Raw genomic sequence first — 23449 nt, 5'->3', positions numbered from 1 at the left:
CCTGGTGGCGCCTGAGCGCGTCCGAGCCAGGAGTTCAAGGGGAGGGCGGAAGCAGTGGCTGGTTACGGGGTCAGTCCCGCTGATCTGCAGAAGGTCGCGGGTCAGTACGAGGACCACGGGACGGACATCATCCAGATGAGCTCGGGGTTGGCCCCCGGTGTCGGCGCGGGCCAGGTCGGGCGGAAGTTCCAGGGTGTCGCAGCCACCTACAAGGCCTACTTCGACCGCCTCCAGGAGAACGTGAACACCTTCGGGCGCGGCACGAACAACGTCGCGCAGCGGCTCAAGGACGTCGCGAACTCGTACCAGAGCGAGGAGCAGAGCAACTCCACCAGGTTCGGCGGGTGATCGCGGTGGCCGACCAGAACGAGATCAAGAAGCTCCTCGACGACCCGAACGTCACCGGGGACACCAAGAAGCAGCTCGTGCGCGCGCTGGCGGGGGCGGGCGCGAGCGAGGACGAGGTGCGCCGCTACGGCGAGGCCAACGGCGTCGAGGTGCCCGACGACCCCGGTTTCTGGGACTACGTCGGCACGGGCGTCCTCCTCGTGCCCACGATGGGCCTCAGCGGGGCGAAGCTCGCCCACGACGAGGGTTCGCGCGCCGCCTGGGAGCAGGACGGCAAGAACGCCGACGCCATCGTCGCCAAGGCCAAGGGGGAGCGCGAGCTCGGCTCCACCCAGAAGACCCTGGACGAGACCGGCGACTTCCGCTCCTCCGACGAGCTGCTCGACGCGGGCGCGCCCGGACTGCGGTTCTTCGAGACCTGGATCCCGCTCTACAAGGGCGCCAACGACGCCTGCGGCCACAACGGCCAGGTGCCCGCCCTCACCGACCTCTACGCGAACTACGACCAGGTCAGGGGCATCGACCTGGTCAAATTCCGCGAGGACGCGGAGAAGGTCGACAAGGCCGCGGGCGAGCTGGACGGCCACCAGAACCAGCTCGGCTCCGCCTGGAACACCCTCGGCGGCTGGCAGGGCGACGCGGCGACCGCCGCCAACGGCTTCAACGGCAAGTTCCTGAACACCGCGGGCGGGTTCGTCGAGTCCACCAAGGCGGTGCCCGGCACGATCACCGCGGCGGCGAAGCACATCCAGGACCAGGTCAAGGACTTCGCCCAGGCGGTCCACGACATGCACTCGGACAAGTGCGGCCAGCTCACGCCCGCCGAGGCGGCGGACGAGATCCGCAAGGCCAAGGGCGGGCTCCTGCCCGGCGACGTCACGATCAGCGACTGGCTGTCGGGCGACTGGATCTCGACGTTCGGGAAGGCCTTCGTCGGCCTGGTCCTCGGCGGACCCGTCGGCTCGGGCATCGGGGCCGCGATCGGCCTCGCGGACCACGCCAAGGACGTGCGCGAGCGGCTCATCACCGAGTCCAAGGAGAAGCTCAAGCTCCTGTGCCAGGAGTTCGACGCCAAGAAGCAGTCCTTCGACTCGTACTGCGCCAACGTGCAGACCGGCGTCCAGACCGGCTACGACACGATGTTCGGCCAGCTCGAGGGGCAGATCAAGGACAAGGCGCTCGGCGAGGTCACCGACGCGCCCTCGTTCAGCGGCGAGAACGGCAACGCCACCACCGCGCAGCAGTCCTCCAACACCGGGACCGGCACGGGAACCGGGACCGGGACGGGAACCGGAACCGGAACCGGCACGGGAACCGGAACCGGAACCGGCACGGGGACCGGCAGCGGCGTGCCCGGCGGCAGCGGCACGGGCGGCGGGATGCCCGCCACCCCGGAGATGCCCGAGATCCCCACGCCCGAGAACCCGCTGGACGCGGACGGCGACGGCAAGCCGGACGGGCTGGAGAGCCCCGAGGGCGAGGGCGGCGGCGGGGCCGGGGGTGGCGCCGGAAGCCCGGACGGCCTGGTCGGCGGGGGCGGTGAGCAGCCCGAGAAGGTCACCGTGCGCAGCGGCGACAACGAGCTGACCGTCACCGAGCCCGACGACGAGGGCCACGTGCAGCTCACCGTGGACACCCCGAACGGCCAGCCGAAGACCTACGACCTGGACTTCAGCGACAACCCCGACGCGTACAAGGCGCTCACCGGCAAGGAGCTGCCCGAGGGCGGGACCGGCGCGGACGGCTCCACCGACGGCGCGGCGACCACGCCCGGCGCGGCGGGTTCCGGCGCGGCGGAGGCGGGCGCCGCAGGGGCGGGAGCTGGCGGCGCGGCCGGTTCCGCTTCCGGCGCGGGCAGCGCGGCCACGCCGATCCAGGCGGGCCCGGACGGCAGGGCCGTCATCGAGCAGGACGGCCTGAAGATCATCGCCGAGGTCGACCCGCTGACCGGTGAGATCACCCTGTCCGTCGACGACGGCCAGGGCGGCAAGCCCGACGAGTTCGGCGTCGAGTTCGGCGAGGACGCCGCCCCGGTCGGTGGTCGGGTCGGCGCGGGAATCGGCCCGGTCGTCGCGGGCGGCCCGGCCGACGACGCGACCGGTGCCGCGTCGGCCGCGCGCGGCTTCACGGCCGACGCCGAGCAGCTCGTCGCCCAGCAGGGCCTCGCCGACCCGGTGCGGCCCGCGCAGGGCTTCACCGAGCCGGTCGCCGAGCCCGTGCGCGGCTTCACCGAGCCCGCCCAGGGCTTCACGGAGCCCGTCCAGGGCTTCACCGAGCCCGCGCGCGCCCCCCAGGGCTTCACCGAGCCCGTCGCGGCGGCGTACGACACCGCCCAGCAGGGCTTCACCACCCAGAGCGGCGCCACCTCCCCGAGCGCCACCTCCCCGAGCGCCACCGGCCTCGGGGCGCCCGGCTGGGACGCCCCCGGTTCGGGCGGCTCGACCGGCGGCACCACCGTCACCTCGGGCGCCGCGCTGGTCGGCGACGCGGGCAGCGCCTTCGACAAGGTGGACGCCGCGCTGGGCGGCAGCTCGCTGTCCGGCTCGACCCCGGACCAGGTCGTGGACCGCGGCTCGCAGGACGGCTCGTCGGGCGGTGGCAGCTTCGCCGACACCCACACCTCCCAGGCCGGTCAGGCGGGCTCCGCCGTGCTCCCGTCCATGCAGGACGGCTCCGGCCAGGGCGCGAGCGGCATGATGGGTGGCGGGATGATGGGCGGCGGCATGATGGGCGGCGCGGGCGCCGGCGGCGGCCAGGGTGGTGGCCAGGGCGGTGACACCGAGCGCAGCTCCGGCCAGTGGCGCACCTCGGGGTCGCTGTTCGACGACGACAGCAGCGCCATGAACCGCCTGCAGGGCGTGCTGGGCGAGGGGGACAACCGGTGATCCAGGTCGACGAGCGGGTCCAGGCGGCGTTCGACGACGCGCTGGCCCGCACCCGCAAGCAGAACGCGCAGGTCACCGCCGACCTGGCGGCCACCGCGAAGCGGCTGGAGCAGGAGGCGGGGGAGCGCGAGGCCCGCGCCGAGGCCGAGCGCGCGCAGCTGCGCGAGAAGGCCGACCGGCTGCTGGCCGTGCCGCAGAAGCCCCAGCCGAGGTCGGTGGACCGGGGCGCGGGGGAGCTGGCCTTCGGGCTGGAGGACGAGGAGGGCGAGGCGCGGCCGTCCCAGCCCGCCCAGCAGCCCCACGCCCAACCGCAGGCCCAACCCCAGCCCAGGGGTGGGCAGCAGGAGCCGCCCACGCAGCCGTTCACCCAGCAGCCGCCGTCCTGGCAGCAGCCCGCCCAGCAGCCGCCCGCACGCGGGCGCAGGGCCGCGCCGCCGCCGGACGACGACGACATGAGCGGTCAGACCTGGCTCTCCTGAGCCCAGGTCGCACGAGCAGCACCGCGCGTGGGGGCTCCCCGGTTTTCGGGGAGGGGAGCCCTCCGCGCCGTGCCCCTCAGTGCCGTGCCCCTCAGCAGCCCTCCGGGGCCCGGCCCCCCGCCGTCACAGCCCCAGCGCCGCCCGCTGGTACACCAGCGCCGCGCCGCGCACGTCGTCCTCCAGCAGCGCGTCCCAGCGCCGCTCGCCCTTGAGCACCCGCAGCAGGAACGCCGTCACCAGGCCGCGCGCCAGCCGCTGCGCCGAGCGCTCGCCCCTGCCGTCCAGCAGCAGCTCGCTCCAGTGCCTGCCCTCGGTGAACCCCAGGTGCGAGGCCTTCTCCAGCATCCGCACCTGCACCGGCCCGCGCCACGCCTCCGCGATCGCCTGCGCGTGCCCGATCGGCGGCGCGATGCGGTCCTCGCCGCCCGCCAGGTGCAGGCCCGGCACGCCGATCTCGCGCGCCGCGTCCAGAGCCGACGGCTTCGTCTCGGCCGCCGCCAGGGTCACCACCGCCCGCGCCCTCGGGTCCCGCGCCGCCGCCAGCACGGCCGCGCCGCCGCCCATCGAGTGCCCGGCCACCGCCAGCCGCTCCGGGTCGACCGAGATGCCGCCCTCGCCCAGCCGCACGCCCGTGCACACGTCGAGCGCCGTCGTCAGGTTCGCGGACATCAGCCGCGCCGACGCGAGCGGGCCGCGCTGGGTGTTCGGGGCCGCCGCGACGATGCCCCACGACGCCAGGTGCCGCAGCAGGCCCCGGTAGCGGGTGGCGGGCTGGAGCCAGCCGTGGCTGAACGCGACGGCGGGCAGGCCGAGGCCGGACGCCGGCGTGTAGACCAGGCCGGGAAGCCCGACGAGGGCCAGGTCGCCCCGCAGCACCTCGTGCTCCCCTGGCCTGCTGAGCTGGTCGAGCACCTGCTTCGCCGAGTTGCCGCTCACCGCAGCAACGGTAGTCGATCGCGACCCGGTGCCGCACGCCACGATTGGTCTACACCAAAGAGGCGCGTTACCTGCGAAAACGGTGTGAACCGACACGTTCGGGGGACCGCACGAATCTGGCTACCCTGTGCGGTGTGTGCGGAATCGTGGGATACGTGGGCCACCGCTCGGCGCTGGACGTCGTGCTGGACGGCTTGAGGCGCCTGGAGTACCGGGGGTACGACTCGGCGGGCGTCGCCGTCCTGGACGGCGCGGGCGGCCTCGCCGTCGAGCGCAAGGCCGGCAGGCTGGCCAACCTGGAGGCGGTGCTGGACGAGGTCGGCCGCGCCGGGTTCGCGGGCACCGTCGGCATGGGCCACACCCGGTGGGCCACGCACGGCGCGCCCGTCGACCGCAACTCGCACCCGCACCGCGACACCACCGGTCGCGTCGCCGTGGTGCACAACGGCATCATCGAGAACTTCGCCGCGCTGCGCTCGGAGCTGGAAGACCTCGGCATCGAGATGGCCAGCGACACCGACACCGAGACCACCGCGCACCTGATCGCGCTGGCCTACTCGGACGGCGACACCAAGGGCGACCTGCCCGGCAGCGTCCGCGCCGTCGTCCGCCGCCTCGAAGGCGCGTTCACGCTCGTCGTGACGCACGCCGACGAGCCCGGCCAGGTCGTCGCCGCCCGCCGCTCCTCCCCGCTCGTGGTCGGCGTCGGCGAGGGCGAGACGTTCCTCGCCTCCGACGTGTCGGCGTTCATCGAGCACACCCGCGAGGCCGTCGAGCTGGGCCAGGACCAGGTCGTGGTGATCACCGCCGACGGCTACGAGGTCACCGACTTCGACGGCGGCCCCGCCGAGGCCAAGCCGTTCACGGTCGACTGGGACCTGTCCGCCGCCGAGAAGGGCGGCCACGAGTACTTCATGCTCAAGGAGATCGAGGAGCAGCCGGACGCGCTGGCCAACACCCTGCGCGGCCACTTCCGCGACGGCCGGATCGTGCTCGACGAGCAGCGCCTGTCCGACCAGGACCTGCGCGACGTCGACAAGGTCTTCGTCGTGGCCTGCGGCTCGGCCTACCACTCCGGCCTGGTCGCCAAGTACGCCATCGAGCACTGGACCCGGCTGCCCGTCGAGGTCGAGCTGGCCAGCGAGTTCCGCTACCGCGACCCGGTGCTCGACCGCGCCACCCTGGTCGTCGCGATCTCCCAGTCCGGCGAGACCGCCGACACCCTGGAGGCCGTGCGGCACGCCCGCGCCCAGAAGGCCCGCGTGCTGGCGGTGTGCAACACCAACGGCGCGCAGATCCCGCGCGAGTCCGACGCGGTGCTCTACACCCACGCGGGCCCGGAGATCGGCGTCGCCTCCACCAAGGCGTTCCTCGCCCAGATCGCGGCGAACTACCTGGTGGGCCTGGCCCTGGCGCAGGCGCGCGGCACCAAGTACCCCGACGAGGTCGCCCGCGAGTTCGCCGAGCTGGAGGCCGCCTCCGCCGCCGTGCAGCGCGTCCTCGGCACGGTCGAGCAGGTCAAGGCCCTCGGCCGCGACCTGGCCGACTCCAAGGCCGTCCTGTTCCTGGGCCGCCACGTCGGCTACCCGGTGGCGCTGGAGGGCGCGCTCAAGCTCAAGGAGCTGGCGTACATGCACGCCGAGGGCTTCGCGGCGGGCGAGCTCAAGCACGGCCCGATCGCGCTGATCGAGGAGGGCCTCCCGGTCGTCGTGGTGATGCCCTCGCCGAAGGGCCGCGCGGTGCTGCACTCCAAGCTGGTGTCCAACATCAGCGAGATCCAGGCGCGCGGCGCGCGGACCGTGGTGATCGCCGAGGAGGGCGACGAGACGGTGCGCCCGTTCGCCGACCACCTCATCGAGGTGCCCGCCGTGCCGACGCTGCTCCAGCCGCTGGTGTCCACCGTGCCGCTGCAGGTGCTGGCGGCGGAGATCGCCAGGTCGCGGGGCTACGACGTGGACAAGCCGCGCAACCTGGCCAAGTCCGTCACCGTCGAGTAGGCGCGCGCCCGCCGAGAACGTCACCCGCCGCCGCCCGCCGCCGACCTCCGGCGGCGGGCGGTCGTGCTCTGCCGGGGGTGGGCGTCCGCGTGTCCCGCTGAGCGGTCTGGGGCAGTCTGGACCCATGCGGGGTCTGTGGACGACTGAGCGGGTGCGGGCGGCGGAGGAGCGGGTCATGGCGCGCGTGCCGGACGGCGCGCTCATGCGCAGGGCCGCCTTCGGGCTGGCCCGCGTCGCGCTCGGGATGCTGACCGGCCCGCGCCGCCGCGTCGGCCTGCTGGTCGGCGCGGGCGGCAACGGCGGCGACGCCCTGTGGGCGGGCCACTACCTGCGGCGCAGGGGGGTGGCGGTGAGCGCGGTGCTGCTGCGGCCGGACCGGGCGCACGCCGAGGGGCTGGCCGCGTTCCGCGGGGCGGGCGGGCGGGTCGTGGACCGGCTCGGCGAGGTCGACCTGGTCGTCGACGGCATCGTCGGGCTGTCCGCGCGCGGCCCGCTGCGCCCGGACGCCGCCGAGCACGTCGCCGCGATCGACGCGCCGGTCCTCGCGGTCGACCTGCCCAGCGGGATCGACCCGGACACCGGCGCGATCACCGGTCCCGCCGTCAGGGCCGACGTCACGGTCGCCTTCGGCTGCCTCAAGCCCGTGCACGCGCTCGCCGACTGCGGCCGGGTCGAGCTGGTCGACCTCGGCCTCGGGCCCGAGCTGGCCGGTCCCGACCTGGCCGAGCTGGAGGACGCCGAGGTCGGCGCGCACTGGCCGGTGCCCGGTCGTTCGGACGACAAGTACACCCAGGGCGTCACCGGGATCGCCGCCGGTTCCGCGACCTACCCCGGCGCGGCCGTGCTGGCCACCGGGGCCGCGCTGCTCGCCACCTCCGGCATGGTCCGGTACGCGGGCGCGGCGGCCGAGGCGGTCCGGGCGTCCTGGCCGGAGTCGATCTGCACCGGCTCGATCACCGACGCGGGCCGCGTCCAGTCCTGGGTGGTCGGGCCGGGTCTGGGCACCGGGCTGAGCGCCGAGGGCGTGCTGCGGGCCGTGCTGGAGGCGGGCGTGCCGGTGGTCGCCGACGCCGACGCCATCACCATGCTCGCCAACAACCGCGACCTGTGGGACGCCCGCGACCCCGGCACCCCGCTGGTGCTGACCCCGCACGACCGCGAGTTCGAGCGGCTGGCCGGGCCGGTGGGGCGGGACCGGGTCGCCGCCGCGAGGCGGGCCGCCGAGCGGTTCGACGCGGTGGTGCTGCTCAAGGGCAACACGACGGTGCTGGCGGGCCCCGACGGGCGGGTGTTCGTGAACCGGGCGGGCGGCGGCTGGGCGGCCACCGCCGGGTCGGGCGACGTGCTGTCCGGGCTGGTCGGGACGCTGCTGGCGGCCCGGCTCGACCCGCTGCTCGCGGCGGCCTGCGCGGCGCGGGCCCACGCGACGGCGGCGGACCTCGCCTCGCGCGGCGCGCCCATCCCGGCGTCGGCGCTGCTCAGGGCCGTGCCGGACGCGATCCGGGCGCTGCGGAGCGGATGAGCGCCGCGCCACGAGTGGCGGGCCGCCCGCCGATCACCTGCTATGACACCATGAACCGCGCTATGGCTGCTCCCCGCGCTGAGGTCGTCATCGACCTCGACAACCTCCGGCACAACACCGCGTACCTGGCCGCCCGCGCGCCGGGCGCCGAGCTGATGGCCGTGGTCAAGGCCGACGGCTACGGGCACGGCGCGGTCGAGGTGGCGCGGACCGCCCTCGGCTCCGGCGCGACCTGGCTGGGCTCCTGCTCGATCCCCGAGGCGCTGGCGCTGCGCGCCGGGGGGATCACCGCGCCCGTGCTGGCCTGGCTCGACACCCCGGACACCGACTTCGCGCCCGCGATCGCCGAGGGCGTCGACCTCGGCCTGTCCACGCCCCGCGCGCTGGAGTCCGCAGCCGCCGCCGCGCGCCGGGCGGGCAGGCGCGCCCGCGTCCACCTCAAGATCGACACCGGGCTGTCCCGCAACGGCTGCCCCGCCGACGAGTGGGAGGCGTTCGTCGAGCTCGCCGCCGCCACCCCCGAGGTCGAGGTGCACGCGATCTGGTCCCACCTGGCGTGCGCCGACGAGCCCGGCCACCCGGCCACCGACGCGCAGGCCGAGCGGTTCGACGACGCCTACCGCGCCGCGCTGCGCGCCGGCCTCGACCCGAAGCGGCACCTGGCCAACTCGGCCGCCCTGCTCACCCGCCCCGACCTGCACTTCGACCTGGTCCGGCCGGGCATCGCGCTGTACGGGCTGAACCCGGTGCCCGACGAGCACGACCTGCGGCCGGTCATGACGTTCCGCTCCAGCGTGGTGCGCACCAAGCGCATCCGGGCGGGCGAGTCCGTCTCGTACGGCCTGACCTGGACCGCGAAGTCCGACACCTCGCTCGCGCTGGTGCCGGTCGGCTACGCGGACGGCGTGCCGCGCGCCCTGTCCAACCGGATGCACGTGCGGCTCGCGGGCCGCAGGCGCCCGGTGGTCGGGCGGGTCTGCATGGACCAGGTCGTGGTGGACTGCGGGGACGACGAGATCGCGGAGGGGGACGAGGTCGTGCTGTTCGGGACCGGCGTCGACGGCGGGCCGACCGCCCGCGAGTGGGCGGACACCACCGGCACCATCGACTACGAGATCGTGACGGGGATGCACCGGCCGCGCGTGGTGAGGACCTACCGGTGAAGACGCTGTGGAAGGCCGTGAGCGTGGTCGGCGGGGTGCTGGGCGCCGCGGCGACCGGCGTCGCCGTGGGCGTCGCGGCCAACCACCGCAAGGTCACCGGCGAGCGGAACCAGGACGACCCCTTGGCCGACGAGCCCCTCGGCAGGCTGCGCCCCACCCGCGAGTCCACGGTGGCCGCCGACGACGGCGTGCCCCTGTCGGCCGAGGAGGTCGACCCGGAGGACGGCGGCGAGGCCGAGCTGACCGTGGTTCTCGTGCACGGCTTCGCGCTCGACCGCCGCTGCTGGCACTTCCAGCGCCGCGACCTGGCCCGGCTGGTCGACCCGAGGGTGCGGCTGGTGCTGTACGACCAGCGCAGCCACGGCCGCTCCGACCGCTCGCCCGCCGAGTCCAACACCATCGACCAGCTGGCCCGCGACCTGGACGCGGTGATCCGGTCCATGGCGCCCACCGGGCCGCTGGTGCTCGTCGGGCACTCCATGGGCGGCATGACGATCATGGCGCTGGCCGAGGAGAACCCGACCCTGTTCGCCGAGCGGGTGCGCGGCGTCGCGCTGGTGGGCACGGCGGCGGGCGCGGTCGGCGGCGCGGGGCTGCCCAAGTCGGTGCTGTCCCGGTACAACCCGGTCACCCTGGGCGTCGGCAGGCTCGCCGGGCTCCAGCCGAGCGCGGTGGAGTGGGCCCGGCGGCGGGCCAACATCCTGACCTGGAGCGGCATCCGGGCGCTCGCGTTCGGCGATCGCGGCGTGCCGACCTCGCTGGTCGACCTGATGGACGAGATGATCGCCGGGATCAAGGTGTCGGTGCTCACCGAGTTCCTGGAGACGCTGGGCACCCACGACCGCTACAAGGCGCTGGCCGGCCTGCGGCACTGCGAGGTGCTGGTGGTCAGCGGCGACGCCGACCGGCTCACCCCGTTCTCGCACGCGGAGCGGATGGCCGAGGAGATGCCGCACAGCGAACTGGTCCGGGCCTCCGGCGCGGGCCACATGGTGATGATGGAGCAGGCCGAGCTCGTGACCGCGCACCTGGTCGACCTGGTGCGCCGCAGCGCGGCCGTGGAGGACGAGGACGGGCGACGGTGGTGGCGAGCGTGATGCTGCCGACGGTGGAGGACACCGAGGCGTTCGGCAGGGCGCTGGGCGAGTCGGCGCGGGCGGGCGACCTGCTCCTGCTCGCCGGGCCGCTCGGCGCGGGCAAGACGGCGCTGGTGCGCGGCCTCGCGGCCGGGCTGGGCGTGCGGGGGCGGGTGAGCTCGCCGACGTTCGTGATCGCGCGGGTGCACGACGCCGGTGAGCGCGGCGTGGCGCTGGTGCACGTCGACGCCTACCGGCTGGGCGGCGACCTGGCGCAGCTGGACGACCTGGACCTGGACACCGACCTGGTGGACGCGGTGGTGGCCGTCGAGTGGGGCGAGGGCGCGGCGCGGCTGTCCGAGGACCACCTGCTGGTGCGGTTGGAGCGGCGCGACGACGACGTGCGCGTGGCGCGGCTGGAGCCCAGCGGGGCTTGGGTCGGGCGGGAGCTGCCCGGTGCGGGACCCCGCAGCGCGGAGGCCGCAGACCGCAACGGGTGAGCGGGCATCGGTCCCATTCCCCGTGACGGGGTCATGGGGGCTCCGTCGTGAGGAGGAACCGATGCTTCGCAGGGTTGCGGTGCTGTTCGCGGCACTGGCAGGGGTGGCCCTCGCACCGGTGGCGGTCGCCGGGGCCTCGCCCGCCGACGCCGACGTCGCGTGCGACACGAACTGGGGAACCGGTGACCGGGACCTCTGGGGCGGCGCGGCCGAGGGCGCGCTGACCGGCGTCCAGGCAGGGCGGCACGAGTGCTTCGACCGGCTGGTGCTGGACCTGGGCGCGGCGGACGCGGCCGGGTTCCACGTCGGGTACCGGGACGAGCTGGGGCACATCGCGAAGGACCAGGTGCTGCCGCTGCGCGGCGACGGCACGCTCGTGGTCCTGGTGGACGTGCCCGGCCAGGGCTACCAGCCGGTGAACCCGGTCGAGGTGGTCGACGTGACCGGGTACCGGACGTTCCAGCAGGTCAGGTGGGCAGGCTCGTTCGAGGGCCAGGTCAAGCTGGGCATCGGCACGCCCACGGAGCTGCCGTTCCGGGTGACCTCGGGCGACGGCAAGCTCGTGGTGGACGTGGCGCACTCGTAGGGCTGACGGGGTGCGGGCCGTGGCGGCGGTCCGCACCCCGCCCTGACCCGATCGGCCCGGCCCCCGCGAGCACCTCCGCCGCCCCCAGCTGCGCCACGACCCGCTCCACGTCGCCCGGCGCCACCACCGCGTCCACCGACCCGGCCGCGAACTGCCCCTCGGCGGTGTACTCCGGCCCGTTGCCCTGCCGCACCCGGCTGCCAGCGAACCCCGCGCTGCGCAGCAGTGCGAGACCACGAACCGCTGCACCGCGGTCCCACGCTGCGGCTCAGGGAGGTTCGGCTCTTGCGTCTCACCCACACCCACACCCCCAGCACCAGATCGGCCCCCGCGCCCAGCGCCGCCCAGCCGCCGCCGGTGGTCGGGTCGCGCAGCACCGCCACGTGCCCCAGCCCGGCCGCCCGGTGCTCGGCCCGCGCCCGCGCCAACCGCTGCAGCTGCCGCAGCGCCAGCACGCCCTCGTGCACCCGGCTGCCCCCGGTCGCGATCAGCGACACCACCGGCAGCCCCTCGCCCACCGCCGCGCCGAACGCGTCCACCAGCGCCTGCCCGGCCCCCGCGCCCGCCGACCCACCGAGGAAGCGGAAGTCGAACTCCACGACCACCGCGCCGCCACCGCACCCAGCCGACCGACCCCACCCCGCCCGACCTGGCCCGCGCCCGCGCCACCCGCTCGGCGTGGCCGGGCCACCCGAGCGGGTCGCTCACCGCCGCAGCTCCCGCTTGAGCACCTTGCCGAGGTCGTTGCGCGGCAACGAGTCCACGAGCACCAGCGCGCGCGGTCGCTTGTGCGGGGCCAGCAGCCCGGCCACGTGGTCGGCCAGCTCCTCCAGCGTCGGCTCCCGACCGTCGGCCACCACCCACGCCACGACCCGCTCGCCGAGGTCCTCGTCCGGCTCGCCGACCACCGCGACCTCGGCCACGTCCGGGTGCTCCAGCAGCGCGTTCTCGATCTCGCCCGCCCCGATCTTGTACCCGCCGCTCTTGATCAGGTCGGTGGCCCGCCGCCCCACGATCCGCAGGTACCCGTCCGGCTCCAGCACCGCCAGGTCCCCGGTCCGGAACCAGCCGTCCCGGAACGCCTCCCGCGTCGCGTCCGGCCGGTTCAGGTACTCGGTGAACAGCCCCGGCCCGCGCACCTCGACCTCGCCGATCTCGCCCGGCTCGCCCACCACCCGCACCGCCGTCCCGTCCAGCGCGGTCCCGACCGCCCCCGGCCTCCGGTCGCCGTCCGCCCGCACGCTCGTGATGATCAGCGTCTCGGTCATCCCGTACCGCTCCACCACCCGCTGCCCGGTCAGCGCGCTGATCCGCTCGTGCACCGCCGCGGGCAGCGCCGCCGACCCGGACACCAGCAGCCGCGCCTTCCCGAACGCCTCCGCGTGCTCCGGGGCCTGCGCGAGGCGGTGGTACATCGTCGGCACGCCGAACAGGACCGTCCCGTCCCCGGCCAGCGCCTCGGCGGCGGCCTCCACGGTGAACGACCCCAGGTGGCGCACCGTCCCGCCGCGTCGCAGCGGCCCCAGCACGCCCAGGCACAGCCCGTGCACGTGGAACAGCGGCAGCCCGTGGACCACCACGTCGTCCCCGGTCCACGCCCAGGCGGCGGCCAGCGCGTCCAGGTTCGCCGCCAGCGCCCGCCTGGGCAGCACGACGCCCTTCGGCGGCCCGGTCGTGCCCGAGGTGTAGATCACCAGCGCGGGCGCCTCGGCGTCCGGCTCCGGCAGCGGGACCTCGGCCCCGGAGGGCGGCTCGCCGTCGACCACCAGCTCGGGCGCGCTGTCCTCCAGCACGTGCCGCAGCTCCCGCTCGCCGATCCTCGGGTTCAGTGGCACCACCGGCACCCCGGCCAGCAGCGCGCCGACCACGGTCACGCAGGTGTCCAGGGTCGGCCGGGCCCACACCGCGACCAGCCGCCTGCCCGCGAGCCCGTGCGCGACGGCGCGGGCCCGCGCGGCCAGCTCCCGGTAGGTCAGCTCCCCGTCGGGGAAGCGGAGCGCGGTCTTGTCAGCGACGGCGTCGGCGACGGCGGCGTCGGTCAGAGCGGGCAGCAGCATGGGCTACACCGTGCCGCCGCCCGCCCCCGGTCACAAGTGCGGTTCGAGCCACGTCACCAACCGCGACTTCGGCCTCGCGCCGACGGACTGCGCCACCAGCTCCCCGTCCCGGTACAGGTTCAGCGTCGGCGCCGACATGATCCGCGCGTCCCGCGCCACCGCGGGGCTCGCGTCCACGTCGACCCGGCTCACCACCAGCCCCGGCAGCTCCCGGTCCAGCTCCTCCAGCACCGGCTCCACCACCCGGCACGGCGGGCACCACCTCGCCCCGAACTCCACCAGGTGCAGCCCCTCGGCGATGCCCGCCCCGAACGTCCCGTCGGTCAGCTCCCGCACGTCTTCCCCTTCCGCCTTGCCTCGGCCTCCGCCGAGGCGAGCTGCTCGCGCACCCGCTCCCTGGCCACCTCGAGACCCGCGATGCACTCCTCGATCTCGGCGAGCTTGCGCCGGTACACCGCCACCGAGGCGGGGCACGACCCGCCGCTCGCGTTGCCGTCCCGCAGGCACTCCACGAACGGCCGGGTGTCCTCCAGCGCGAACCCGATGCCGGTGAGCGACCTGATCTCGGTCACCAGCCGCAGGTCGGACTCCTCGTACTCGCGCCTGCCGTTCGGACCACGCCGGTCCGGCAGCAGCCCCAGTGACTCGTAGTAGCGCAGCGCCCGCGTCGTCGTGCCGCAGCGCCTGGCCAGCTCCCCGATGCGCACCACGGCATCATCGGTGTTGACGTGGACGTCAAGTCCAGCCCCGGCGCGCGCCCCCGTACAGTGACCCGGTGCTAGTGCTCGCCTTGGACACCGCCACGCCCGCAGTGACCGCAGGGGTCGTGGAGCTCGAAGCCGGTTCGCCGCCGAGGACCCTGGCCCAGCGGGTCACGGTCGACGCCAAGGCGCACGGCGAGCTCCTCACGCCGCACCTGACCGAGGCGCTCGCGGACGCGGGCCGCTCGCTCGCCGACGTGGACGCGATCGTGGTCGGCGCAGGTCCCGGCCCGTTCACCGGGCTGCGCGTCGGCCTGGTCACCGCCGCCGCGCTCGGCCACGCCCTCGGCCGCCCCGTGCACCCGGTCGCCACCACCGACGCGCTGGCGCACGACGCCGTGGCCTCCGGCTCGGCGGCGGGCGCGCCGCTGCTGGTCGCCACGGACGCCCGCCGCCGCGAGGTCTACTGGGCCGCCTACGACGCGGACGGCCGCCGCACCCTGGGCCCGGACGTCGAGCGCCCCGCCGACCTGGCGGAGAAGCTGCCCGGACTCGGTCTCGCCCAGGCGGTCGGCGAGGGCGCCGCGCTCTACGCCGAGGTGCTCGGCCTGCCCGTGCTGGCGGGGCACGACCACCCGTCCCCGGCGGGCCTGGTCGCCGCCGCCGCCGACGCGCTGCTCTCCGCCGCCGAACCGGCCCCGCTCACCCCGCTCTACCTGCGCCGACCCGACGCCGTCGAGCCCACGGGCCGCAAGCGGGTGACCCGCCCGTGAACACCGGCACCGTGGTGCTGTCGCCGCTGCGCCACGAGGACGTCCCGCGCTGCGTCGAGATCGAGCACCGGCTGTTCCCCGGCGACGACCCGTGGAGCGAGAACTCGTTCCTGAGCGAGCTGGACGCGGGCAACCTCTACCTCGGCGCCTACGCGGACGGCGAGCTGGTCGGCTACGCGGGACTGGGCCTGACCGACTTCGAGAGCAGCGTCCACACCATCGCCGTCGAGACCGCCTGGCAGGGCAGGGGCATCGGCAAGGCCCTGCTCCGCGCGCTGCTGGAGCGGGCCGACCGGGACGGCCTCCCGGTGTTCCTGGAGGTCCGCACCGACAACGAGGGCGCCATCGGCCTCTACCTGGCGCACGGCTTCGAGCGCCTCGGCCTGCGCCGCCGCTACTACCAGCCCTCCGGGGCCGACGCGTACACCATGGGAAGGCCCGCGAACCGTGACTGACCGGCTCATCCTCGGCATCGAGAGCAGCTGCGACGAGACCGGCGCGGGCATCGTCCGCCTCGGCGCCGACGGCGGCATGGAGCTGCTGGCCGACGAGGTCGCCTCCAGCGTCGAGCAGCACGCCCGGTTCGGCGGCGTCGTCCCCGAGGTCGCGTCCAGGGCGCACCTGGAGGCCATGGTCCCGTCGATGCGGCGGGCCCTGGAGAAGGCCGACGTCGACCTCGCGCAGATCGACGCCATCGCGGTCACCGCCGGTCCCGGCCTCGCGGGCGCGCTGCTGGTCGGCGTCTCCGCCGCCAAGGCGTACGCCGCCGCGCTGAACAAGCCGCTCTACGGCGTCAACCACCTGGCGGGCCACGTCGCCGCCGACACCCTCCAGCACGGGCCGCTGCCCGAGCGGTGCCTGGCGCTGCTGGTGTCCGGCGGGCACTCCCAGCTGCTGCTCGTGGAGGGCCTGGCGTCGAGCATCACCGAGATCGGGTCCACGGTGGACGACGCGGCGGGCGAGGCCTACGACAAGGTCGCCCGGCTGCTCGACCTGCCCTACCCCGGCGGCCCGCCCATCGACAGGCTCGCCAAGCAGGGCAACGGGTGCGCCATCGCCTTCCCCAGGGGGCTGACCGGGCCGCGCGACGCCAAGTACGACTTCTCGTTCTCCGGCCTGAAGACCTCCGTCGCCCGCTGGGTCGAGCGCCGGGAGGCCGCGGGCGAGGAGGTGCCGCTGGCCGACGTCGCCGCGTCGTTCCAGGAGGCGGTGGCCGACGTGCTGACCGCCAAGGCGATCCGGGCGTGCCGGGACCTCGACGTGGACACGCTGGTGATCTCCGGCGGGGTCGCGGCGAACTCGCGGCTGTCCGGGCTCGCCGCCGAGCGGTGCGCGGACGCGGGCATCACCCTGCGGGTGCCCAGCCCTCGGCTGTGCACCGACAACGGCGCGATGATCGCCGCGATCGGCGCGCACCTGGTGGCGGCGGGCGCGCAGCCGTCGGGCCTGTCGCTGTCGACCAACCCCGGCCTGCCGGTCGAGGTGGTCCAGGTCCGCTGACGCCGGCTCCGCTGACGCCGGCTCCGCTGACGCCGGGGCCGCCGACGCGGCCCGACCGGGTTCACCCGGTGGTGTGGTGCATTCGACCCACACCGCCGGGCACGATCCCTCCCTAGCATTCGGCGCAACCGGTTGCGCGCCCCCTGAACAGGGGTGATGGCCGCGATCGGCGCGACGTTGCCACGGGGAGAGATGTCCGCTTCACCGCACCTGCAGAAGTACTTCGCCCAGCGGATGCGAAGGTCCACCACGTCCCTGCTGCTGTGGGCGGTGCTCGTCAGCGGCATCGTGCTCCTCGGCGGCTCCGCGCTGGGCACCCTCACCGCCGAGCACACCGAGGTCACCGCGACCGCCGTCGCCGAGACCACCACCTCCCAGACCTCCGGCGGGCGCCGCAGCCGCACCACCGAGCAGGTCCCGGCGCTGCGGGTGGAGTTCGAGCACGCGGGGGAGCGGCGCGAGGACGTCGTCGTCGCGGGGGACCGGGTCGTCGGCGACCGGTTCCCGGTGTTCGTGGACGGGGAGACCGGCGAGGCCAGACTGGCCGTCCCGACCGTGGCGACCGCGACCTGGGTGCTGGTCGCGGTGCTGACCCTGGTCGCCGCGCTGTGGGCGTGGATCAGCTTCGGCGGGGTGCTCCGCACCGCCCGGCTGCGCGCCTTCGACCCCGAGGCGGCGGACGAGCGGTTCGCGCTCGCGGTCAACCGGATCACCCCGGTCAAGCTGGGGAAGTCGGACTTCCTGCACGTCACCGGCGTGGTCGGGGCCAGCACCGCCACCGCGCCCGAGCACGGCGCCGGCCAGGTGGTGCGGCTGTCGGCGCTGGCCGAGGTGCTGCCGCCCGCCGACCGCATCCCCGCGCGGCTCGACGTCCGGCTGGTCCCCGACGGGGGCGTGGTGACGACGGCGTTCGTGCGCGGGCCGGGCGACGACGGCTGGTGGACGGCGTCGGTCGTCCCGGAGGACAACGCCCAGTCCCGGCGGGTCTGAGGACCCCGCGCTGCGCGGCAGCGCGAAACCCCCGACCGCCGCACCCCGTCCTTCGCTGCGGACCAACCGATCCGGCTTTCGTTCTTCCCGCCCTTCGGGAACCCGGACCGCTCCACCCGCGTTACCGCTGCGTCCCGCCCCGCTGACCGGTCGCCGTCGACCTGGGATTCCGGGCAGGATGGGACCGGCCACCTGATCGGGCGACACATGGTGGCCGGGGGGTCGTTGAACCGTTGGCACTCGAATGGGTAGAGTGCTAGCCGTACGGCACCGGCAACCGCCCCGACCCCCGCGACGGCGGGGTGGCAGGAGCCGTAAACGCAACCTGCCAACGCTTTCGACGACCGTGGAGGTCAGCCCGGTGAGCGTGAACATCAAGCCGCTCGAGGACAAGATCGTCGTCCAGGCCAGCGAGGCCGAGACCACGACGGCTTCCGGCCTCGTGATCCCGGACACCGCGAAGGAGAAGCCCCAGGAGGGCAAGGTCCTCGCGGTCGGCCCCGGCCGGATCGACGACAAGGGCAACCGCATCCCCGTGGACGTGGCTGTCGGCGACGTCGTCCTCTACTCCAAGTACGGCGGCACCGAGGTCAAGTACAACGGCGAGGAGTACCTGATCCTCTCCTCCCGCGACGTGCTGGCCGTCATCAACTGACGTCCGTCCGCACCGTCCACGCAAGGCGCCCCGGCGACCCCTTCCGGGGCCACCGGGGCGTTTCGCACTGAGAGAGGCTAGGCAATGCCCAAGCAGATCAGCTTCGACGAGGACGCTCGTCGGGCGCTCGAGCGCGGCGTGAACAAGCTGGCGGACACGGTCAAGGTCACCCTTGGCCCGCGTGGTCGCCACGTCGTGCTGGACAAGAAGTTCGGCGGCCCCACGGTCACCAACGACGGCGTCACCATCGCTCGCGAGATCGAGCTGGACGACCCGTTCGAGAACCTGGGCGCGCAGCTCGCCAAGAGCGTCGCGACCAAGACCAACGACATCGCCGGTGACGGCACCACGACCGCGACCGTGCTGGCGCAGGCGATGGTCCGCGTCGGGATGCGGAACGTGGCGGCGGGCGCCAACCCGACCGCGCTCGGCAAGGGCGTCCAGGCCGCCGCCGACGCCGTCGTGGACGCGCTCAAGGCCAAGGCCACCCCGGTCAAGGGCCGCGACAACATCGCCCAGGTCGGCACCGTGTCCTCCCGCGACGAGTCGATCGGCTCGCTGCTCGGCGAGGCCATCGAGAAGGTCGGCGAGGACGGCGTCATCACCGTCGAGGAGTCCTCGACGATGGCGACCGAGCTGCACATCACCGAGGGCGTGCAGTTCGACAAGGGCTACGTGTCGGCGCACTTCGCCACCGACCTCGAGGCCCAGGAGACGGTGTTCGAGGACGCCCGCATCCTGCTGCACCGCGAGAAGATCTCGGCGCTGGCCGACCTGCTCCCGCTGCTGGAGAAGGTCGCCGAGGCGGGCAAGCCGCTCGTCATCATCGCCGAGGACGTCGAGGGCGAGGCGCTGTCCACCCTGGTGGTCAACGCCCTGCGCAAGACGCTGCGCGTGGTCGCGGTCAAGGCGCCGTTCTTCGGCGACCGCCGCAAGGCGTTCCTGGACGACCTCGCGGTCGTCACCGGCGGCCAGGTCATCGCCGCCGAGGTGGGCCTGAAGCTGTCCGAGGCCGGTCTCGACGTGCTGGGCGCCGCCCGCCGCGTCGTGGTCTCCAAGGACAACACCACGATCGTGGACGGCGCGGGCGCCAAGGCGGACGTGGCCGGTCGCGCGGAGCAGCTGCGCCGCGAGATCGAGGCCAGCGACTCCGACTGGGACCGCGAGAAGCTGCAGGAGCGGCTGGCCAAGCTGTCCGGCGGCATCGCCGTGATCAAGGTCGGCGCGGCCACCGAGACCGAGCTCAAGGAGCGCAAGCACCGCATCGAGGACGCGGTCGCCGCCACCAAGGCCGCGGTCGAGGAGGGCATCGTCCCCGGCGGCGGTTCGGCGCTGATCCACGCGTCGAAGGTGCTCGACGGCGGGCTCGGCCTGACCGGCGACGAGGCCACCGGTGTCGCCCTGGTCCGCGAGGCACTGGGCGCCCCGCTGTTCTGGATCGCCGCGAACGGCGGCCAGGAGGGCGCGGTCGCGGTCAACAAGGTCCGCGAGGCCGACTGGGGCTTCGGCCTCAACGCCGCGACGCTGACCTACGGCGACCTGCTCGAGGCGGGCATCATCGACCCGGTGAAGGTGACCCGCTCCGCGGTCACCAACGCCGCCTCGATCGCCCGCATGGTGCTCACCACGGAGAGCGCCATCGTGGAGAAGAAGGAAGAGGAGCCCGCCGGGGCCGGTGGCCACGGCCACGGGCACGGCCACGGGCACTGACCCGCTCGGCCGCCCCGGCCGGTCGTCGTGACCGGTCAGGGGGCCTGCTCCGCTCGACGCCGGACCGGCGGGCGCCCCACGGGGAGCCCGCCGGTCCTGCTCTTGCGGGCCTTCCCCCGGACGCGGGAAAGGGGCGGCACCTGGTGGTGTCGCCCCTTTCCCGCACGGGTCATCAGGTGAGGGTGAGCCTGCGCTTCCTTGCCTTGATGATCCCGTCCCTCTCGGATTCCGAGAGGCCGCCCCAGATGCCGTACGGCTCCTGCACGGCAAGGGCGTGCCTGCGGCACATCTCCAGCACGGGGCAGGACAGGCAGACGGCCTTCGCCCGTGCCTCCCGTCTGGCTCGTGCCGGTCCGCGTTCCCCGTCGGGGTGGAAGAAGAACGCGCTGTCCATCCCGCGGCAGGAGCCGCGCATCTGCCAGTCCCAGAGATCGGCGTTGGGACCGGGGAGCCTTCGGGTGTCCGCCATCGAGACCGCCTCCTTGGCCACGGACGGGAACTGCTCCATTTGGCGTAACAGTGATCCACCGTAGAACCGCGCCAATGGTTGTTCAAGCCCGTCCGGGCTTGTGGGACCGCAATTCAGCCGATGGGTGATCACGGGGTTTGAACTCCGGATTTGCTCGTAACGGCTGGTGAACCGACGATGACGGGGTGAACCCGCCCACCCGCTCGACGTCGCCGCCGGTCGGCGACGCGCGGGAAGTCGTTGCCGGTCAAGGTGACCCTGCGCAGGTGGTGACCCTGTCCGTCGCTGCCGCGGCCCGCAGGCTCGGGGTCGCCCCGGCGACGCTGCGCACCTGGGACCGGCGGTACGGGCTGGGACCCAGTGATCACACGACAGGGCGACACCGGAAGTACGCGCCGCTGGACGTGGCCCGGTTGGAGCTGATGCAGCGGGCGCTGCAGCGCGGGGCCACCTCGGCGGAGGCCGCCAAGTACGCGCTGAGCACCCCGGTGCCCGCCCCGGACGCGCAGCAGGCGCCGCTCGCGATCGGCGAGCTGGACGCGGGGCGGCCGTCGCCCGCCGGGGTGCGCGGTCTGCGGATGCCGGGGGCTGGCAGGCCCGCGCGGGGCCTGGGGCGGGCGGCGCTGGCGATGGACTCGGTGGCCGCGCAGATCATCCTGGCGGACGCGATCGACGCGGACGGGGTGGTCGCGACCTGGGGCGAGGTGGTCCTGCCGGTGCTGACGGCGATCGCCGCGAAGTGGGAGCACTCGGGGGCCGGGGTCGAGGTGTCGCACCTGCTGGAGGAGTGCGTGGCGGCGGCGATGACCAGGGCGACCCCGCTGGTGGCGGACCCGCGCAACCACCGGCCGGTGCTGCTGGCGTGCGTGCCGGACGAGCGCCACAGCCTGCCCCTGCGCCCGCTGGCGGCGGAGCTGGCCAGGCGCGGGCTGGGCGTGATGCAGCTGGGCGCGTCCCTGCCCGCGGCGGCGCTGGCGTCGGCCATCCGCAGGACCGCGCCGTCCGCGGTGGTCCTGTGGGCGCACCTGCCGCGCTACGCCGATCCGGGAGTGGTCGCGGCGCTGCCGAGGACGAGGCAGCAGGTCAGGGTCTTCGCGGGCGGGCCCGGCTGGCAGCGGGGTGTGGTGCCCGCGCCCGCGGAGCGCATCGACGACCTGCCGGTGGCGGTGGCGGCGATCGAGCGCGCGGTCTGCTGACCGGGTGGTGGGGGTGGCCGGGCGGTGGGGTCGCCGGTCTGCCCGATCGCACACTTTCCTGCCCGATTTGCGCCCGATTCGCCGCCGAAGTGGGCCCGATGGGGCGTGCGCACCCCTAGTGTCGTCCGTTTGGCCCGGTTGCGACCCGCCCGCGTGCGACGGCCGGATCGCGCGGTTCGACCAACGGGGCCGGGAGCCCCGGAAGATGGCTGGGTGACACCCGCCCACCCGGTCCCCACCGCCGCGCCCCCTCGCACACCCGCCCGTTCGCGGGGGGTGGACCCGGAGCTGCGCGACGCCGCTTTCGGCGCCCGCCCGGACGCCGAGGTGTGGCGCGCCCTGCGCGGTTCCCCGGCGGACGCCTGGCTGGCCGCGGTGGTCCTGGGCGCCCAGGGCCACTACGCCGCCGCGTCCGCCGCCCTCACCGCCCTGGTCCACCGCCCGCTGCCCGACCTCTTCACCTCGCTGGCGGCCAGCACCCTCGCCTCCCACCACCGCCAGCTCGGCGACCACCGCACCGCCCGCCGCTTCGACTCCCTGGCCCTGTCCACCGCCCCGCCGCCCACGCCCCGACCAGCCGCCTGGCCCTCCGACGACGCGCTCGCGGAGGCCCCGGCCCAAGCTCGAGCCTCCGCCGAGGCCACCCCCTTCGCCCACGACCCGGACGGCATCGACCCCCTCGGCGCCAGGGCGGACGCCCTGCTCGGCCTGGCCGCCGACGCCCTCGGCGCGGGCAACCTCACCGAGGCCCGCCGCCTCCACGCCGCCGCGCTCCAACTCCCCACCCAGCCGGAGAACCCACCCGCCCCGCAGGCCACGGCCAGCCGGGCTGCTACCGCTGACCGGGCTGCTACCGCTGGCCGGGCTGCTACCGCTGACCGGGCTGCTACCGCTGACCAGGCCGCTACCGCTGACCGGGCTGCCGGAGCCCTGACCGCTGGCACCCGCATCGCCACAGCCGCCGCCAAGGCAGCCACCAGCCCGGTCCCCGCCAACCGGGTCCCCGCCGGCTCGGCAGCTGCTGGGTCGGCCCCCGCCGGCCTTGCCCCTACTGGCCTCGCCCCCACCGGCCCGATCCCCGCTGGCCCCGCCCCCACCGGCCCTGCCCTCGCTGGCTCAACCGCTATCAGTCCGACGCTCACCAGCCGGGCCACCGCCGCCCCGGCTGTCGCCGTCCCATCCGACGCCGCCCACGCCGCCATGCCCACCGAGCCTTCGGCCGCCGCCGTCCCAGCCGCCGCCCCGGCCGCCGCAGTCCCACCCGCCGCCCCGGCCGTCCTGCCCGTCGAACCCCCGGCCGCCCCCGCCGCCTTGTCCGCCGAACCCCCGTCGGCCGTCCACTCCTGGCGCACCCTCGTCCGCCACCACTGGATCGCCGCCGAGATCGCCCTCGCCTCCGGCGTTCCCGCCGAGGCCGTGCCGCACGCGGAAGCCGCGCTCGCGCTCGCCCAAGCGCGTGGCGGGATGCGACACATCCTCAAGTCCCGCCTGGTCCTGGGCACCGCTCTGGTGGTGTGGGCGACCCCCGAAAGCGTCCGCCGGGGCACTGAACTCCTGGCCTGTGACCTAAATCACACTGCCCGACTTCTCTTGTTCTCGTTGTCCTGGCCGACGGCTCTTGTCCTCGCCACGAACTCACCAGTCCGCACTACTGCGGAGCGCCACGACGACCTCGATCGGGCCGCCAACGCTCTGAGCTGCGTGTTGCTGCGCTCCACGCCCGCGAGCCGTCGCGCGGCCGAGGCGTCTCCCTGGATGCCGACGGCGCTGCTCCGTTCCGGGGAACCCCCGAACGCAGACCCTGAGACGAAGTTCTTGACGGATTAAGCACCGGATCGTGTCAAGGTTCCCGGCTTAGCGTCCGATAGGGGATATGGAACGTCACTCGGCTGCAGGAAGGAGTCCC

General features: G+C 74.7%; 22 protein-coding genes and 1 pseudogene. 17 read left to right on the top strand and 6 right to left on the bottom strand.

Going from position 1 to position 23449, the window contains the following annotated elements:
• Window positions 1–54: 54 nt before the first annotated feature.
• Genes AMIR_RS32510 through AMIR_RS32500 form a run of 3 tightly spaced genes read left to right on the top strand, consistent with a single transcriptional unit; the run spans window position 55 to window position 3712 of the window.
• Window positions 55–348 carry a WXG100 family type VII secretion target gene (locus tag AMIR_RS32510; RefSeq protein WP_015805244.1) on the top strand — a complete coding sequence of 98 codons (294 nt, stop codon included), beginning with the start codon at window positions 55–57 and terminating at the stop codon, window positions 346–348.
• The gene (locus AMIR_RS40800) at window positions 345–3233 is read left to right on the top strand and encodes a hypothetical protein (RefSeq protein WP_015805243.1); all 2889 of its coding nucleotides are present in this window, start codon (window positions 345–347) and stop codon (window positions 3231–3233) included. Before AMIR_RS32510 ends, AMIR_RS40800 begins: the two co-directional genes overlap by 4 nt.
• On the top strand, window positions 3230–3712 hold the full coding sequence (locus AMIR_RS32500; RefSeq protein WP_015805242.1) for a hypothetical protein: 483 nt from the start codon (window positions 3230–3232) through the stop codon (window positions 3710–3712). Before AMIR_RS40800 ends, AMIR_RS32500 begins: the two co-directional genes overlap by 4 nt.
• Window positions 3713–3835: 123 nt before the next feature.
• On the opposite strand, the gene AMIR_RS32495 is transcribed toward AMIR_RS32500, so the two are convergent.
• Window positions 3836–4648, bottom strand: coding sequence for a dienelactone hydrolase family protein (locus AMIR_RS32495; protein ID WP_015805241.1), 813 nt, complete (start codon window positions 4646–4648; stop codon window positions 3836–3838).
• A 134-nt stretch (window positions 4649–4782) separates the two neighbouring features.
• On the opposite strand from AMIR_RS32495, the gene glmS reads away from it, so the two are divergent.
• From glmS to AMIR_RS42480, 6 genes are all read left to right on the top strand, one after another.
• Window positions 4783–6645: a glutamine--fructose-6-phosphate transaminase (isomerizing) gene (gene glmS, locus AMIR_RS32490; RefSeq protein WP_015805240.1), complete on the top strand. Its 1863-nt coding sequence runs from the start codon at window positions 4783–4785 to the stop codon at window positions 6643–6645.
• A 124-nt stretch (window positions 6646–6769) separates the two neighbouring features.
• Window positions 6770–8167, top strand: a complete 1398-nt coding sequence (locus tag AMIR_RS32485) for an NAD(P)H-hydrate dehydratase (protein WP_015805239.1) — start codon at window positions 6770–6772, stop codon at window positions 8165–8167.
• Window positions 8168–8229: 62 nt separating this feature from the next.
• Entirely contained in the window at window positions 8230–9330 is a 1101-nt protein-coding gene (alr, locus tag AMIR_RS32480) for an alanine racemase (RefSeq protein ID WP_041837179.1), read from the top strand.
• The gene (locus AMIR_RS32475; RefSeq protein WP_015805237.1) at window positions 9327–10427 is read left to right on the top strand and encodes an alpha/beta fold hydrolase; all 1101 of its coding nucleotides are present in this window, start codon (window positions 9327–9329) and stop codon (window positions 10425–10427) included. Before alr ends, AMIR_RS32475 begins: the two co-directional genes overlap by 4 nt.
• Window positions 10427–10906: a tRNA (adenosine(37)-N6)-threonylcarbamoyltransferase complex ATPase subunit type 1 TsaE gene (tsaE, locus tag AMIR_RS32470; protein WP_015805236.1), complete on the top strand. Its 480-nt coding sequence runs from the start codon at window positions 10427–10429 to the stop codon at window positions 10904–10906. Before AMIR_RS32475 ends, tsaE begins: the two co-directional genes overlap by 1 nt.
• 61 nt (window positions 10907–10967) lie before the next feature.
• The gene (locus AMIR_RS42480) at window positions 10968–11492 is read left to right on the top strand and encodes an AMIN-like domain-containing (lipo)protein (RefSeq protein WP_015805235.1); all 525 of its coding nucleotides are present in this window, start codon (window positions 10968–10970) and stop codon (window positions 11490–11492) included.
• Window positions 11493–11899: 407 nt separating this feature from the next.
• Here AMIR_RS42480 and AMIR_RS42475 read toward each other — a convergent pair.
• From AMIR_RS42475 to AMIR_RS32450, 4 genes and pseudogenes are all read right to left on the bottom strand, one after another.
• Window positions 11900–12091: pseudogene (locus AMIR_RS42475) on the bottom strand (carboxyl transferase domain-containing protein); the annotation flags it as partial.
• A 105-nt stretch (window positions 12092–12196) separates the two neighbouring features.
• Window positions 12197–13549, bottom strand: a complete 1353-nt coding sequence (locus AMIR_RS32460; protein WP_015805234.1) for an acyl-CoA synthetase — start codon at window positions 13547–13549, stop codon at window positions 12197–12199.
• Between the two features lie 30 nt (window positions 13550–13579).
• Complete coding sequence (locus AMIR_RS32455) at window positions 13580–13885, bottom strand: thioredoxin family protein (protein ID WP_015805233.1); 306 nt, start codon at window positions 13883–13885, stop codon at window positions 13580–13582.
• Window positions 13873–14256, bottom strand: coding sequence for a MerR family transcriptional regulator (locus AMIR_RS32450; RefSeq protein ID WP_041838584.1), 384 nt, complete (start codon window positions 14254–14256; stop codon window positions 13873–13875). The genes AMIR_RS32455 and AMIR_RS32450 overlap by 13 nt, the downstream gene beginning before the upstream one ends.
• Before the next feature lie 68 nt (window positions 14257–14324).
• Here AMIR_RS32450 and tsaB point away from each other — a divergent pair, with 68 nt between their 5' ends.
• From tsaB to groL, 6 genes are all read left to right on the top strand, one after another.
• The gene (tsaB, locus tag AMIR_RS32445; RefSeq protein ID WP_015805231.1) at window positions 14325–15023 is read left to right on the top strand and encodes a tRNA (adenosine(37)-N6)-threonylcarbamoyltransferase complex dimerization subunit type 1 TsaB; all 699 of its coding nucleotides are present in this window, start codon (window positions 14325–14327) and stop codon (window positions 15021–15023) included.
• An 11-nt stretch (window positions 15024–15034) separates the two neighbouring features.
• Window positions 15035–15478 (top strand): ribosomal protein S18-alanine N-acetyltransferase, encoded by a 444-nt coding sequence (gene rimI, locus AMIR_RS32440; protein WP_041838583.1) that lies wholly within the window; start codon window positions 15035–15037, stop codon window positions 15476–15478.
• Window positions 15471–16523, top strand: a complete 1053-nt coding sequence (gene tsaD / locus AMIR_RS32435) for a tRNA (adenosine(37)-N6)-threonylcarbamoyltransferase complex transferase subunit TsaD (protein WP_015805229.1) — start codon at window positions 15471–15473, stop codon at window positions 16521–16523. The genes rimI and tsaD overlap by 8 nt, the downstream gene beginning before the upstream one ends.
• 192 nt (window positions 16524–16715) lie before the next feature.
• Complete coding sequence (locus AMIR_RS32430) at window positions 16716–17513, top strand: hypothetical protein (protein WP_041837178.1); 798 nt, start codon at window positions 16716–16718, stop codon at window positions 17511–17513.
• 361 nt (window positions 17514–17874) lie between these two features.
• Window positions 17875–18168, top strand: coding sequence for a co-chaperone GroES (gene groES, locus AMIR_RS32425; RefSeq protein ID WP_015805227.1), 294 nt, complete (start codon window positions 17875–17877; stop codon window positions 18166–18168).
• An 84-nt stretch (window positions 18169–18252) separates the two neighbouring features.
• On the top strand, window positions 18253–19878 hold the full coding sequence (gene groL / locus AMIR_RS32420; protein ID WP_015805226.1) for a chaperonin GroEL: 1626 nt from the start codon (window positions 18253–18255) through the stop codon (window positions 19876–19878).
• A gap of 172 nt (window positions 19879–20050) precedes the next feature.
• On the opposite strand, the gene AMIR_RS32415 is transcribed toward groL, so the two are convergent.
• Window positions 20051–20347: a WhiB family transcriptional regulator gene (locus tag AMIR_RS32415; RefSeq protein WP_041838582.1), complete on the bottom strand. Its 297-nt coding sequence runs from the start codon at window positions 20345–20347 to the stop codon at window positions 20051–20053.
• A 266-nt stretch (window positions 20348–20613) separates the two neighbouring features.
• Here AMIR_RS32415 and AMIR_RS43000 point away from each other — a divergent pair, with 266 nt between their 5' ends.
• Window positions 20614–21543, top strand: coding sequence for a MerR family transcriptional regulator (locus tag AMIR_RS43000; RefSeq protein ID WP_015805224.1), 930 nt, complete (start codon window positions 20614–20616; stop codon window positions 21541–21543).
• A 276-nt stretch (window positions 21544–21819) separates the two neighbouring features.
• Complete coding sequence (locus AMIR_RS32405; RefSeq protein ID WP_015805223.1) at window positions 21820–23370, top strand: hypothetical protein; 1551 nt, start codon at window positions 21820–21822, stop codon at window positions 23368–23370.
• Window positions 23371–23449 lie beyond the last annotated feature (79 nt).

Origin of the sequence: Actinosynnema mirum DSM 43827, assembly GCF_000023245.1 — a bacterium.
Lineage (GTDB): Bacteria > Actinomycetota > Actinomycetes > Mycobacteriales > Pseudonocardiaceae > Actinosynnema > Actinosynnema mirum.
This window is presented reverse-complemented; position numbering and strand designations above follow the sequence as displayed.

Coding starts and splice junctions, on each gene's coding strand:
- AMIR_RS32485 (WP_015805239.1), top strand. CDS start 6,770: ATGCGGGGTCTGTGGACGACTGAGCGGGTGCGGGCGGCGGAGGAGCGG.
- alr (WP_041837179.1), top strand. CDS start 8,230: ATGGCTGCTCCCCGCGCTGAGGTCGTCATCGACCTCGACAACCTCCGG.
- tsaE (WP_015805236.1), top strand. CDS start 10,427: ATGCTGCCGACGGTGGAGGACACCGAGGCGTTCGGCAGGGCGCTGGGC.
- AMIR_RS42480 (WP_015805235.1), top strand. CDS start 10,968: ATGCTTCGCAGGGTTGCGGTGCTGTTCGCGGCACTGGCAGGGGTGGCC.
- AMIR_RS32460 (WP_015805234.1), bottom strand. CDS start 13,549: ATGCTGCTGCCCGCTCTGACCGACGCCGCCGTCGCCGACGCCGTCGCT.
- AMIR_RS32430 (WP_041837178.1), top strand. CDS start 16,716: ATGTCCGCTTCACCGCACCTGCAGAAGTACTTCGCCCAGCGGATGCGA.
- groL (WP_015805226.1), top strand. CDS start 18,253: ATGCCCAAGCAGATCAGCTTCGACGAGGACGCTCGTCGGGCGCTCGAG.
- AMIR_RS32415 (WP_041838582.1), bottom strand. CDS start 20,347: ATGGCGGACACCCGAAGGCTCCCCGGTCCCAACGCCGATCTCTGGGAC.